We start from the raw sequence: 13797 nt of genomic DNA on the forward strand, positions 1-13797 counted from the left end.
GGATGGAAGTCATCCTAACTAAGGCAGCTCCTTTGCTTATTTGTAATGCGTGTTAAGGTAGCGGATTAATGCTTGCGTTGTCCTTGAATCCAAACGCCTTGAAGCTCCAGGTCGCTGGAGAGCACCAGGACGTCGGCAAGTTTGCCGGACTCAAGGGAACCGGTGCGATCATCGATGCCGATTTTTCTGGCGGGATTGAGGCTGCCGACACGGGAGGCCTGCTCAATGCTCAAACCGACCTCTCGGACCAGCAGCTGGAATCCTTTGATCATCGTCAGCGTGCTGCCAGCCAGGCTATCCCTGTTGCTCTTGAGCGTGGCGATGCCGTTCTCGACAACGACCGGCAAATCGCCAAGCGTATATTCGCCGTCAGCCATTCCGGTAGCGGACATGGCATCGGTGATCAGAATCAGGTTGCCGTCCTGTTTCATGCGGGCCAGAATCCGAATGGCAGCCGGGTGAACATGGATGCCGTCGGCGATGATTTCGCAGCTTAGGCGATCATCGCCCAGCATCGCACCCACCACGCCAGGCTTGCGGTGATGCAGTCCTGTCATCGCATTAAACGTATGCACGCCATGGCTCAGTCCTGCCTCAACGGCGGCCTCCACTTCCTCGTAGGTAGCATCCGTATGACCCAGTGCGGCCACGATCCCGTGGCTGCTGAGCCAGGAGATAGCCTTCAGCGCTCCTTCGCGCTCCGGTGCCAGGGTCACCTGGCGGATCAGATCCGGGTATGTGGACACCCATTCTTCCAGCCAGTCGATATTGGCATGGACGATATGCTCCGGATTTTGTGCGCCTGGCCATTTCGGACTGATGAAAGGACCTTCCAGATGTGCGCCTACCAGTTTGGTATAAGGCATGCCTTGGCTGCGGTAGTCGTTAACTTCCCGAAGCACATGGTCGATGGCTGCCTTCGGCGCCGTCATCGTGGTGGCGAGCATGGACGTGGTTCCCTGGGAGCTGTGGAATGACGTGATTTTATCCAGGACATCCTTACTTGCATCCATGAAATCTTCGCCGTTGCCGCCGTGCACGTGGATATCAATAAATCCGGGAATAATGTAGCCGTCGGGTTGGTTGATCACTTCCGCTGCAGCCTGTTTAAGCTCGGCGGGGAGCCCGGAAACATCGCCGGCGTAAGCAATGTCCTTACCTTGGATCGCCAGCACGCCGTCTGCACAGAAGCCGTCTGGCGTCAAGACTTGACCGTACAACAATTGGACCGAATCTTTGCGTTCGCTGCTCATACCAGCAGTCTCCCTGCGCCTTGATCCAGAAGGACGACCACGTTCGGATGACATTGAAGCAGCGATGCCGGACACTCTGTGGTAATCGGCCCCGTCAATGCGCGGTGTACGATTTCCGCTTTATCCTCTCCTCGAACGAGCAGAAGAATTTGGCGGGCCTTCATGATGGTGGCAACGCCCATGGTAATCGCGTGCGTCGGGACATCGTCCAGGGTTGGGAAGAATCTTGCATTCGCGTTGCGTGTTTTTTCTTGCAGCTCAACCACATGGGTACCGCCGCTTAAGGATTCGCCAGGCTCGTTGAAACCGATATGTCCGTTATGTCCAAGGCCGAGGAGCTGAAGATCAACCGGGCCGTATTCTTCGAGCATTTTGTCGTAATTCAGGCATTCTGCTTCCGGATCGGCAGCATTGCCGTTCGGCACATGGGTGCGATCCATCTGGATGTCGACATGATTGAAGAACTTCTCATTCATGAAAGTGCGGTAGCTCTCGGGATGATTCTCCGGAAGGCCTACATATTCGTCCAGATTATATGTCGTGGTTTGGGCGAAGCTGACCAGCCCCTGACGGTTCATTTCAATCAGCTTGGCATAGAGCCCAACCGGCGTGCTTCCCGTAGCCAATCCAAGCGTGGCGCGCGGATTGGTGTGCAGCAGGCTGGAAATCAGGTTAGCGCCTGTTTGCACGAATTGTTCTTCGTCGCGGAATGTGTAAATATTCATTGGTTATTGTCCTCCTCGGCTTTTGCGATAATTTTGAACATTAAGATATGATTGCTCCAGTCGGGGGACATACGTGGAGAAGTCCCGGCTGGCCATTCCCATGAATAGGATGTCTATAATGTGAAGCTGAGCGATACGCGAAGCCATATCACCCCGGCGCATTCCTTCCTCGAGCGACGATGAATACAGCGTAATATCCGCGAGGGCGGAGATCGCGCTGCTCCGGTAAGAGGTGATGCTGATCGTGAAGGCGCCGGCGTCTTTGGCACAGGCCAATGCATCGATGGTCTCCGGCGTTTCGCCGGAGTAAGAAACGGCAACGGCCACATCGCTTGAGGTCAGTGTGGAGGCTGACGTGATCTGCATATGGGAATCCGCAAAAGCGGTGCAGTTTTTTCCGATCCGGATCAGCTTCTGGTAAAAGTCCTGCGCCACGATGGAAGAGGTCGCCACGCCGTACAGATCAATGCGTTTCGCGCGGCACAGGGCATCCACGGCACGCTCCAGCTGACCGAGATCAAGCAACTCCGTCGTATCCCGGATGGAAGTCAGATGATTGGATTCGATCGCCTCGACGATCCCGGCCAGCGGGTTGCCCGCCACGATGTCCTGATAGCGCGTGTTTCCCGTGCGCGAGGCCATTTCGGCATGAGCGATCTCGGCCGCAAGCTTGAGCTTAAAATCAGGATACCCCTTACACTGAAAATTCTTACAAAAACGGGTTACGGTGGCAGCGCTGACCTCGCACTGATCGGCAAGATCCTTAATGCCCATATGCACAATCTCGGATGGAGCTGTCAAAATGAATTCCGCAAGCCGTCGTTCCTGACGGGGCAGACCTTCCTTTTCGACAGAAATAATATGCAAGATTGGTGTCATCACAAGCCTCCTTCAAGGTTCCCGGTGAGCTTATTGCCTGGGCATAACGAATGGGATTCCGTTCTGAAAATTATTTTTAAAAATATGAAAAATTGAAGAAAATAATTTTTACACCCCCATCATAGACCAACAAGCGGTGGGAAGCAAGGATAAAAATCGCTGATACGGGCCAAACGCCCAATTTATTCGCCTCTTTCGCACCTTCCCCCCTGATCTGACATAAGATGAGTTGACTGTATCCCTTAACCTTGTTAGACCACACATACCCGGGCAAGGAGGGGTGACACCATTGAAGGGGACCGACCATAACAGCAAGTTCTTGTTAACCCACCGTGAACGCGAAGTGTTTGAATTGCTTGTGCAGGACAAAACGACTCGCGATATCGCCGGGCAGTTGTTTATTAGCGAAAAGACGGTGCGTAACCACATCTCCAATGTCATGCAGAAATTAAACGTCAAGGGCCGTTCGCAAGCTGTCGTTGAGTTGATAAAACTCGGTGAGTTGAAGATCTGACACCATGCCGGTTGCATGAACGAAAGCACAGCGAAAGCCTTCCTTCCCGTTAGCTCGGGAGTGAGAAGGCTTTTTTGTGTTTCGGCTCCAAGAATCCGGTTATCGAGGGTGACGGATAATGAGCAGGAACCTCTATTAACAATGAAGATATGGTAAAATGTTGGCAGTTGGTGTTGGAGGCAGTGACGATCGTTTGGGTCGAGCTTGGAATGCAAACCTGCATTTCGTTTTGTAGCTGTTTTGTACAAATAGCCTGCACATGTCGGAGGTGGAATAAACATGGGATGGATGATCGGGATTACGGCCGGAACCGTTCTGGTTCTCTTGGTATTGATAGGGTTTGGACGCAAGCGAAGCAGCGGAAGAAAGGGCAATGTCATCCAGCTGAAATCCAAAACGCGATCGAGCAGCGGGCAGCGTGGACAAGCCTGCAGCAAGTGCCGCCGCAAGCGACCGCTGACCTTTTATGCGGATGATTCCGGTGCCGTAAGAGGGCTGTGCACCGATTGCAAAAAGGAGCTGGGTCGTCATCAGGAATTGTATCCCGTATAGCGGAAGTTTCAGCGGTATATAAGAGGAAGTGCGAGGGAAAAATAACCTGCCCGCACTTCCTCTTTTTATAGTAATAAAGTACATATGGCTTCCGCCCCAGCAGATGAGCGAGGACTCCCTAACTTCTTCAAGATTGTGTATAGTGAATTACAGTTCCAAGCGAAAGGGAGGGTAAGAACGTGAACAGGTTTGGCAGGCTGAATACGCTGCGGAATCAAATCTTCCTCGGGTTTATGCTGGTGATGATCATCGTGTTGGCATTAGTCGGGGTTTTTGTATATGACCAGGTTTCCGCCCTTCTGCGCAACAGTGCCGAGAAGCATATCCAGCAGACGGCCGTGCAGGCCACGGGCAAGCTGGATGCGCTGCTTAAGCAGGTGGATACGCTGACAGCCCAAGTGTCCACGAACGCAACGGTGCAGCGTTATCTCGCGCAGGAGACCGCAGGTCATCCGATTACGTTCGGAGAACGGCAGTCCCTGCAGCAGGAGGTTCGCAAGTATGAGGCATACGCTACGGGCATCCGGTCGCTTGAATTGTATACAACGGATTATCGGCGGCTGTTCCCGCTCGACGAAGGCAGTTTGACCAGCCGGGTCGGGGTCGATTGGATTATAGCGGCTGACAAGGGCATGGGGAAGCTGGTATGGTTCGGCCAAGATCCCCGGGATCCGGACGTGGTGGTAGCGGTACGCCGAATCCGGCTGATCGACCATTCTTTTGCGCATGGCGGGTACCTGCTCGTGAAGCTGGAGAAGGACTATTTTGCGCTGACGGATTCCGCTGACGGCATGGGCAGCGATTCGCGCGAAACGATGGGGCTGTTTGATCAGGCAGGCCATGTAATCTCGTCGGATTTTGCGACGGCGGTGGATTCGACGGCGGTTCTGCACCGCGAAGGAGAGACCGTTACGGTCGGTAACGAGGACTATATCGCCGTACAAAGGCAGTCTGCGGCAACGGGCTGGAATCTGGTCATCCTGACGCCCGTCGACTATACGACCGAAGGGATATCCGTGCTGCGGACCGCGATTATCGTATCCGGAGGCGTCGGTGCGCTGCTGTTTCTGATCTTGAGTTTTATTCTGACGACGATGATCATCCGGCCGATTCTGAATTTGATCAAGGCCATGCGCGGCGTGAGGCTGGGAACGCTGAAGCCCATTGCCGTCACCTCGAAGACGATGGAGATTAATGAGCTTAACAATTCGTACAACCAGATGGTGGACTCCTTGAACGAATTAATCGAGGTCGTGTATCAGAAGGAGATCATTCAGAGCCGCACGGAGCTTAAAGCTCTGCAGGCGCAGATCAATCCGCACTTTCTTTTTAACACCTTGGAAGCGTTTTACTGGGCGCTCGACGATCAAGGCGAAGAAGAACTGGCCCAGATCGTGGTCGCCATGTCGGGATTATTCCGCTACGTCATCAATCGCAAAGACGAGGATGAATGGGTATCGGTGCGGGACGAGCTGGATCATGCCGAACGTTATTTGATGATTATGAAAATGCGGATGCTCGACCGGTTATCCTGGAGAATCGAGGCGGACGAAGCCAGCAAGAACGTGCCGATTCCGAAGCTGCTGATCCAGCCGATCGTGGAAAATGCGATCCTGCACGGCGTCGAGCAGCGACTGGGGCCAGGCACCGTCATTGTGCGCGCGCAAGCCTCCGATCAACCGGGTTACACGGTTGTTTCGATTGCCGACGACGGGCCCGGGATGGACGAGGAGACCGTAGCCTCGTTATATTCCTCCATGGAAAAAGGGTATGCGGAATCCGCTAAAAAAAGCGGTGTCGGCATAGCCAATGTCGAGCAGAGAATCCGGCTGTATTACGCTTCCGAGCAGGCCGGCCTGCGCATTCACAGCGTGGTCGGTCAGGGGACGACCATTTCATTTCAAATACCGAACGATTTCCCGGCTATCGACGGGGAGGGGGAAAAGCATGAAAACGATACTGATCGTGGATGATGAACCAAGAACAAGGGAAGGGGTAAGAAAGACCCTGGAGGCGTGGTCGTCCGGCCGATGCAACATCGTGACGGCTACAAGCGGCGTAGAGGCGCTGGAGTGGCTGCAGGAGCAGGTGGCGCATCTGGTGGTAACGGATATCCGCATGCCGGAAATCGGGGGGCTGGAGCTGATTGAGCGATTGCATGAACTGGAGCATCCGCCAGTCATTATCGTCATATCCGGCTACTCGGAGTTCGACTATGCCCGCAAAGCGCTGCAATACGGGGTCGTGGATTATCTGCTGAAGCCGCTGGATAAGCGGAAGCTGGTAACCGCGGTTGAATCGGCGCTGGAACGGCGGGAAAAGATCGATCGGATTGAGCGGATGGAGAAACTGGTCGACCCCAAGCTGCTGGAGGCGGCGCAGCAGGATAAGGGATACAGCGTCCAAGTGCAGGAAGCGCTGAAGTACGTGGATCAGCATCTTCAGGAACCGGTATCGCTGAAGGAAGTGGCGGAGGTGCTTCATCTGAATTCCAGTTATTTCAGCGTGCTGTTCAAAGAGCAGACCGGGCTCACGTTCAGCGAGTATCTGACGCGCCGCAGGGTGCAGCGGGCCAAGGAACTGTTGGCGGGGACGCCGCTGCCGATCTCGGAAATTGCGGAGAAGGTCGGATACCAGACGGCAAAATATTTCGTGAAAGTGTTCCGGGACCTTGAGGAAGTAAGCCCAAGTCAATATCGCCACAGCGTTTCCGATAACGGAGAGGAAATCTAATAAAAGTGGAATTAGTCCCAATCATTATGACCTTATACAATCTTCCCCTCACTGATAAAATTTGATTAAAGCGGTTTCATAACGCGAACAGCATACTAGAAAAGGGGTTGTAAACGTGTTCAATAAAAAATGGACGGTTCTGCTTTTGACATTATGTCTCGCTCTGGTTGCTGCCGGCTGTGGATCGAACAGCAGCAGCACGGGAGAATCGGGCAACGCTGGCACTGGCAGCGAAGGCGATAAAGTTACGGTAAACTTCATGCACTTGTGGCCGGCGGGCGTCTCCGCGGGACAGAACAAAATCGTGAATCAGATCATCGAAGAATATCAAAAAGAGAATCCGAACGTGACGATCAAACAAGAAGTTTTGGATAATGAGCAGTACAAAAACAAACTGAAGGTGCTTTCCGCATCGAACGAGCTTCCTGACGTAGGAGTGACCTGGGCAGCCGGATTCCTGAAGCCGTACGTGGAAGGCAACCTGTTTGCACCGGTCGACGATGTGCTGGACGGCCAGCTGGGCGACAAGTTCGTGGCGGGCACGACCGAGGCTTATGCGATTGACGGCAAAACGTATGCGCTTCCACTGGAGTTCAATATCGCTCCGGTTTATTACAACAAAGCGATATTCGAACAACACAACCTGGAGATTCCGCAAACCTACGAAGAATTCAAGACTGTCGTGAAAACGCTGTCCGATAACGGAATTGCTCCGATCGCGCTCGGCAACAAGGATCGCTGGACCGGTTCGCTCTGGTACATGTACCTGGCAGACCGGATCGGCGGACAAGAAAAGCTGGCCGGTGCAATCAGCGGCTCGGGCTCCTTTAAGGACGAATCGCTCGTCAAGGCAGCCGCCGAAGTTCAATCGCTGGTTGATGGCAACGCGTTTGTCAAAGGCTTCAACGGCTTGTCCAATGAGGAAGCGAAGTCGGAATTCCTGAACGGCAAAGCGGCCATGTACATGATGGGTACCTGGGAACTCCCGAACTTTACGACAAATGAAGAGATTCCGCAAGAATTCCGCGACAGCGTCGGATTCTTCAAATTCCCGACCGTCGAAGGCGGCAAGGGCGATATTAACAGTTGGGTAGGCGGACCGGGCGTAGGCTTGTTTATCGGCGAAAACTCGAAGGTGAAGGAAGAGTCCAAGAAATTCGTGGAGTATTTCGTGACCAAGTGGGGCGAGCAGTCGGTAACGGGCGCGGGCGTCATCCCGGCAACCAAAGTGGATACCTCGACGCTTGAGCTTCCACAGTTGTACATCGATCTGTTCGATGAAATGAACAAAGCTAGCAGCATTACCTTGTTCGCGGATGTTCAAATGCAGGCGAATGCCGCCGAAACGCATCTGAACATGATCCAGGCGCTCTTCGGCAAAGCCGTCACACCGGAGAAATTCTCCGAAGAGCATGACGCAGCGATTTCCAAAGGGAACTAAGACTCTGTAGGACAACAAAGAAACGGGACCCTGGTTTATCCGGCAGCGATGCCGGATAAACCTTTCCTCAAGACCATAGGAAGAAAGGAGTCGGACACTTTGGATAAAGTGATGTCCAACAAAAAAATCATCGCGCTGTATGTTCTGCCTGCACTGCTTGTAATTATGGCTGTCGTGTATATTCCGATCATGCTCACCGCCTATTACGGACTGAACGAATGGAACGGAATCGGTGCGATGACCTTTATCGGGCTCGATAATTATCAGGCTCTGCTCTCGGACGGCAAGTTCTGGGACAGTGCATGGCACTCCCTGCTGTTAGCCGTATTCTCGGCTGCAAGCCTGATGATTTACCTGGCCGTGGCGATGGTGCTGGCCTCCAAGATCAAAGGCGCCAACCTGTTCCGCAAAATCTATCTCATTCCGATGCTGCTGTCCTCAGTTGCCATCGCGCAGCTCTGGCTGCGCATCTATCACCCGACGAACGGGATCGTGAACAGCTTCCTGGAGTCCATCGGGATCACGAACCCGCCCGCATGGCTAGCCGAACCGTCGCTTGTATTATTTGCTTTATTTATTCCGATTCTGTGGCAGTATGCCGGTTTTTATATCCTGATCTATTATGCAGCCTTGAAGAATATCCCGGCTTCGCTGGTTGAAGCAGCTAAAATCGATGGGGCAACCTCTTTTCAAATCGCGTTCCGAATCAAGCTTCCGCTCATCATGGAAGTGATCAAGGTAACGATCGTGCTGGCGGTGGTAGGTTCCTTGAAATACTTTGACCTCATCTTCGTCATGACGGACGGGGGGCCTAACGGCGCAAGTGAAGTTATGGCGTCCTACATGTATCATACGGCTTTCCGCGCTTATGATTTCGGTTACGGCAGCGCGATCGGGTTCTTCCTGCTTGTGATCTGTCTGATCGTAACGTGGGTCATACGGAAATTAACGGCATCGAAAGAAACGATCCAATATTCATAAGGAGGGATGCTTCATGATATCCGGAGCCACAGGACAGCTCCAAGAAGGACGCGCCCGGTCCGGAAACGGAGCGGGGGGCAAGATTGGATACGCGCTGTTGTACATCGTGCTGATCGGCGTAGCCGTATTCCAGCTGTTCCCGCTCGTATGGCTGTTGCTGTTCTCTTTGAAAAACAATCAGGAAGTATTCGATCTTCCGCCTCTGTCCCTTCCGATGAATCCGCGCTGGGAGAATTACGAGAAGGTATGGAGCGCCGGCAACATCAGCGTTTATTTTCTGAACAGCGTGTGGATCACCGTTGTCGCGACAGCGCTTACGGTCATTCTGGGAAGTCTCGTCACCTTCGCGATCACGAGAATGAAATGGAAGGGCAGCTCTTTCGTGCTCGGATTGTTTATGGTGGCCATGATGATTCCGGTTCACTCCACCTTGATCCCGCTGTTCAGCATTTTTAACAAGGTCGGTTTGACCGATCATCCGGTTTCTTTGATATTGTCGTACGTGGCTTTCAATATGCCGATCACGATCATGATTCTGCTCGGATTCTATTACACGCTGCCGAAGGAAGTGGAAGAGGCGGCGGTCATGGACGGCTGTTCGGTTCACCGGGTCTTCTTCAGGATCGTGCTTCCGATGACGGGCTCGGTGCTGGCGACGACAGCCATCATTAACATGATTTATAACTGGAACGAATTTATCTTCGTGAACACGTTCATCAGCTCGGATATGTTCAAGACGCTGACCGTCGGCGTCCAGAACTTTATCGGTCAGTACACGACCGATTGGGGCGCTATCGGCGCAACCCTGATGATCAGCATTTTGCCGATCCTGCTGATGTTCCTTTTCCTCAGCGATCGTATCGTGGAGGGCATTGCGGCGGGTTCTGTTAAAGGTTAAGTTTCATCGAACTCATCCATTTTCGGATAAAAAAAACGAGCCGTTCCAAGGGATTTCTTGGAGCGGCTCGTTTTCTATTGCATAATGATTGGCTTGCAGGGCCGCTTGCCATAAAAAAGGCATCCCAAGGTTGGATTAACCTTGCGGATGCCCCGTACATGATGAAACTAACTTTTGCCTGCCGAAGCCTGTTGTTTAAACCCATCCCAATGCCCGCGCCGCCTGGGCGACCAGGAAGGTCACGCCGATGGCGATGGCCGTCGGAATGGCAAAGGACAGGAACGTCCACTTCGCGCTTTTCGTTTCCTTCCAGATGTTGACGAGCGTGGTTCCGCAGGGGTAATGGAGCAGCGAGAACAGCATCATGTTCAGCGCGGTCAGCCAGGTCCAGCCTTGGTCCAGGAAGATTTGCTTGAGGGCAAACATATCCTCCACCTCCGTCAGGGAGCCTGTTGCCAAATATCCCATCAGCAGGATCGGCAGCACGATCTCGTTCGCGGGAAGCCCGATGATGAAGGCCATCAGAATGAAGCCGTCAAGTCCGAGCGCGCGTGCAAACGGGTCAAGGAAGCTTACAAAGTGAATCAGGATGCTGGAATCCCCGACGTAGATATTGGCCAAAATCCAGGTCAGCACGCCTGCGGGCGCTGCGACGATGATGGCTCTGCGCAGGACATAAATCGTTTTGTCGAGCGTAGACCGGAGTATGGTATTCAGGATTTTCGGTTTGCGGTATGGCGGCAGCTCCAGCGTGTAGTGGGAAGGAACGCCTTTCAATGCCGTCTTCGATAATCCCCATGACACCGTAAGCGTGACAACGACGCCGATCAGCACCATGCCCATGACAACGGAGGCGGTCACGAGCGTCTGGGCTCCTCCCGAAAAGCCGGCCGCCATGAACAAGGAAGCCAGCAGGATCAAGGTCGGCCAGCGACCGTTGCAGGGCACGAAGTTGTTGGTCAGAATGGCGAGCATCCGCTCCCGCGGCGATTCGATAATCCGGGTCGACATAATGGCGGCCGCATTACAGCCGAATCCCATCGCCATGGTGAGGGACTGCTTGCCGTGCGCTCCCGTTTTTTTGAACAGTCGGTCCAGATTAAAGGCTACCCGCGGCAAATAGCCGTAGTTCTCGAGCAGCGCGAAGGCCGGGAAGAAGATGGCCATGGGAGGCAGCATCACGCTGACAACCCAGGCGGTTCCCCGGAACAGCCCGAGTATCAGCACGCCATGGAGCCAGTCGGGAGCATGGATGGCCTGAAAAGCCATGGTCAGGTATCCTTCAACCCAGCCAAAGAAACTGGCCAGCATGGAAGAGGGCACGTTTGCCCCGGCGATCGTCAAGTAAAAAATAACGCCGAGCATGGCCAGCATGATCGGGAATCCCCACAGCTTGGAGGTGAAGATGCGGTCCAGCCGCTCGGAACGGTACAGCAGCTCCCGATTGGTCACGGTGACGGCGTCGCTGCACAGCTCCCGGGATTTTTTGAATAACTCGCCCACGATGTTTTCCCGGACATCCTCAACCTGATCAGAAGGAATGGCCGCTGTTAGAGCTTCCAAGCGCTTTAGCTGTTCCAAGTGAAATCCCCCCTTTATCCGCGGCCTTTAATCTCTCTTTCAACGTCGCAATCAGCTTGCGGTCTCCGTCGAGAAAGCGGATGGCCAGCCATCTGGCCGGATATTCGTCTCCGACAACGTCTCGTAATTGGGACTCTAATCCCGAAATTTGCGCCTCCAGCTGTTCGTTGTATCTCATCCGGTAGGGCTTGGTCGGAGTCTGTCCCGAGGACATCAGCAGCAGCTGTTCGGACAATACGTCCAGCCCCTCGTTGTTTCTGGCGGATATGGGAATGACGGGAACGCCGAGCTGATCCGCCAGCTTGCGCGCGTTAACCTGAATTCCTTTTTTCTTCGCTTCGTCCATCAGATTCAGGCAAACGATGACGCGGTCGGTCATTTCCAGCACTTGAAGGGCCAGGTTAAGGCTGCGCTCCAGCGCGGTTGCATCGAGGACCAAAAGGGTGACGTCCGGTTTCTCGAAAATAATATAATCGCGCGCCACTTCTTCATCGGCCGAGTTGGAGAACAAGGAGTACGTCCCGGGCAGATCGATGAACTGGAAGCGGGCGTCTTTGTATTCGTAATGGCCGCTCGCGAGACTGACCGTTTTGCCGGACCAGTTGCCGGTATGCTGCTTCAAGCCGGTGAGCGCATTGAAAAGCGTGCTTTTTCCCGTGTTCGGGTTGCCCGCCAGCGCGACGGTATACGTTCTCATGATGATATCACCTTACCCCATATTAACTGGCTCTCTTCTTTTCTTAACGCAATGACGGTGCCTGCTACTCTATAAGAGGTAGGATCTCCGAGCGGGCTGGCCTTCAACACTTCGATGACGGAACCCGGAACGAAACCGAGGTCCAGAAGCCGCCGTTTATGTTCGCCGCGGATATCCACCTGTTCAATCAAAAATCGCTCTCCGAGAGCTGCCTGATGCAGATGCTGCCGATGTTTTGTCTCATCCATAAAGTTTAACCTCTCCCTAATAAATTGGGCCGAGCATATATTGTTTCCTTGAAGCAACTTTATGCCTATAGTATGACCGAATGCGTGTATTGTCAACTGGATTCATCAGATATTTATTCCAGTTTCATACGGATAGTCCCCCTGCAGCTTCCCTTGGAACTTCCATTTTATGCTTGAAAGGGAAGCAAGATACGTGTAATATGTACATATGAGCAATTACTCATATAAATAAGGGGGATTCCTATATGGTTTGGGATGTTATCGTAATCGGAGCGGGACAGGCGGGATTGGCATCCGGCTATTGGCTGCAGCAGGCGGGGGTGAAGTTTCTGATGCTGGATCGGGGATCGGAGGCGGGGGAGGTTTGGAAGACGCGGTATGATTCCCTGAAATTGTTCACGCCCAGAACGCATAGCGCGCTATATGGGATGGATTTAGAGGGGGATCCGCACGGGTTCCCGGATAAAGATGAAGTGGCTTCCTATTTGAAATCCTATGCGGCACGGTTCAGGCTGCCCATTCAGTTCGCGACGAATGTAACATCGGTCCGCAAGGAAGGTGGAATGTTTATCGTCGATACCAATCGCAAAAGCTTCCATACCAAGGCGCTTATTATCGCAACCGGACCGTTTCGGCAGCCTAGAATCCCTGCGTTTGCAGCCTCTGTTCCGGGGGATGTTCTCCAGCTGCACTCGTCCGAGTACAAGAGGCCTTCCCAGCTTCAAGAGGGCGATGTGCTTGTCGTTGGCGGCGGAAACAGCGGGGCCCAGATCGTGGTGGAATTGTCCGGGGACCGGGAGACGTATTTGGCGCTTGGGCAGCCGCCGCGGTATTTGCCAATGACTCTTTGGGGGAAGGGAATGTTCTGGTGGCTGGACAGGCTCGGCGTTCTCTCAGCCAGCAGTTCCTCCTGGGTGGGACGCAAGTTGAGGGGCATGGGGGACCCGATTTTCGGATATGAATTGAAACAAGCGGTCAAGTGCGGTAAAGTGATGTTGAAAACGAGAGCCGTTGGTGCCGGCGCTTCCGGCATGCAATTCGAGGATGGGACGGCGTTAAAGGTCCGGAACATCGTCTGGGCTACCGGCTTTGCTGCCGGTTATGATTGGCTTCATATAGAGCAAGCGTTGGATCGCAAGAAGGCACTTATTCATACACGCGGCATCAGTCCGGTGAAGGGGCTGTATTATGTAGGCTTGCCTTGGCAGACGCATCGGGGCTCCGCGCTATTGGCAGGAGTTTCACGGGATGCCCGCGAAATCGTTCAAGCCATTATGGAGAAGAGGGGGTAAGTT

Annotated in this window: 14 protein-coding genes; 8 read left to right on the forward strand and 6 right to left on the reverse strand. The window is 53.5% G+C overall.

The genetic code is table 11. The features are described 5' to 3' along the window. Nucleotides 1–65: 65 nt before the first annotated feature. From nagA to MHH82_RS07385, 3 genes are read right to left on the reverse strand one after another with little or no spacing between them, the layout of a single operon-like run. The gene (gene nagA, locus MHH82_RS07375) at nt 66–1253 is read right to left on the reverse strand and encodes an N-acetylglucosamine-6-phosphate deacetylase (RefSeq protein WP_145038643.1); all 1188 of its coding nucleotides are present in this window, start codon (nt 1251–1253) and stop codon (nt 66–68) included. Next, nucleotides 1250–1978, reverse strand: a complete 729-nt coding sequence (gene nagB / locus MHH82_RS07380; protein ID WP_009591745.1) for a glucosamine-6-phosphate deaminase — start codon at nt 1976–1978, stop codon at nt 1250–1252. Before nagB ends, nagA begins: the two co-directional genes overlap by 4 nt. Before the next feature lie 3 nt (nt 1979–1981). Then, a complete protein-coding gene (locus MHH82_RS07385; protein WP_096775365.1) occupies nt 1982–2857 on the reverse strand; it encodes a MurR/RpiR family transcriptional regulator in 876 nt (291 codons plus the stop codon). 289 nt (nt 2858–3146) lie between these two features. Between MHH82_RS07385 and MHH82_RS07390 the strand changes: the two genes are divergently transcribed. The 7 genes from MHH82_RS07390 (at nt 3147) to MHH82_RS07420 (ending at nt 9976) form a co-directional block, all read left to right on the forward strand. Next, on the forward strand, nt 3147–3371 hold the full coding sequence (locus MHH82_RS07390) for a helix-turn-helix domain-containing protein (RefSeq protein WP_006208732.1): 225 nt from the start codon (nt 3147–3149) through the stop codon (nt 3369–3371). A gap of 279 nt (nt 3372–3650) precedes the next feature. Beyond that, nucleotides 3651–3923, forward strand: coding sequence for a hypothetical protein (locus MHH82_RS07395; RefSeq protein ID WP_009591732.1), 273 nt, complete (start codon nt 3651–3653; stop codon nt 3921–3923). A gap of 179 nt (nt 3924–4102) precedes the next feature. Further along, nucleotides 4103–5896, forward strand: coding sequence for a sensor histidine kinase (locus MHH82_RS07400; protein WP_340964793.1), 1794 nt, complete (start codon nt 4103–4105; stop codon nt 5894–5896). Beyond that, nucleotides 5871–6656, forward strand: coding sequence for a response regulator transcription factor (locus tag MHH82_RS07405; RefSeq protein ID WP_340964796.1), 786 nt, complete (start codon nt 5871–5873; stop codon nt 6654–6656). The genes MHH82_RS07400 and MHH82_RS07405 overlap by 26 nt, the downstream gene beginning before the upstream one ends. A 115-nt stretch (nt 6657–6771) precedes the next feature. Beyond that, on the forward strand, nt 6772–8097 hold the full coding sequence (locus tag MHH82_RS07410) for an extracellular solute-binding protein (protein WP_015733970.1): 1326 nt from the start codon (nt 6772–6774) through the stop codon (nt 8095–8097). A gap of 99 nt (nt 8098–8196) precedes the next feature. Next, the gene (locus MHH82_RS07415; RefSeq protein ID WP_090910779.1) at nt 8197–9078 is read left to right on the forward strand and encodes a carbohydrate ABC transporter permease; all 882 of its coding nucleotides are present in this window, start codon (nt 8197–8199) and stop codon (nt 9076–9078) included. A 13-nt stretch (nt 9079–9091) separates the two neighbouring features. Continuing rightward, nucleotides 9092–9976 (forward strand): carbohydrate ABC transporter permease, encoded by an 885-nt coding sequence (locus tag MHH82_RS07420; protein ID WP_009591597.1) that lies wholly within the window; start codon nt 9092–9094, stop codon nt 9974–9976. Nucleotides 9977–10171: 195 nt separating this feature from the next. On the opposite strand, the gene MHH82_RS07425 is transcribed toward MHH82_RS07420, so the two are convergent. Genes MHH82_RS07425 through MHH82_RS07435 form a run of 3 tightly spaced genes read right to left on the reverse strand, consistent with a single transcriptional unit; the run spans nt 10172 to nt 12502 of the window. After that, on the reverse strand, nt 10172–11557 hold the full coding sequence (locus tag MHH82_RS07425; protein ID WP_445661960.1) for a nucleoside recognition domain-containing protein: 1386 nt from the start codon (nt 11555–11557) through the stop codon (nt 10172–10174). After that, nucleotides 11508–12254: a FeoB small GTPase domain-containing protein gene (locus tag MHH82_RS07430; RefSeq protein ID WP_036662590.1), complete on the reverse strand. Its 747-nt coding sequence runs from the start codon at nt 12252–12254 to the stop codon at nt 11508–11510. The genes MHH82_RS07425 and MHH82_RS07430 overlap by 50 nt, the downstream gene beginning before the upstream one ends. Further along, complete coding sequence (locus tag MHH82_RS07435; RefSeq protein ID WP_015733973.1) at nt 12251–12502, reverse strand: FeoA family protein; 252 nt, start codon at nt 12500–12502, stop codon at nt 12251–12253. Before MHH82_RS07435 ends, MHH82_RS07430 begins: the two co-directional genes overlap by 4 nt. Before the next feature lie 245 nt (nt 12503–12747). Here MHH82_RS07435 and MHH82_RS07440 point away from each other — a divergent pair, with 245 nt between their 5' ends. Continuing rightward, nucleotides 12748–13794: a flavin-containing monooxygenase gene (locus MHH82_RS07440; RefSeq protein WP_340964804.1), complete on the forward strand. Its 1047-nt coding sequence runs from the start codon at nt 12748–12750 to the stop codon at nt 13792–13794. The last annotated feature ends 3 nt before the right edge of the window (nt 13795–13797 follow it).

The sequence above is a fragment of the Bacillus sp. FSL K6-6540 genome, assembly GCF_038007545.1.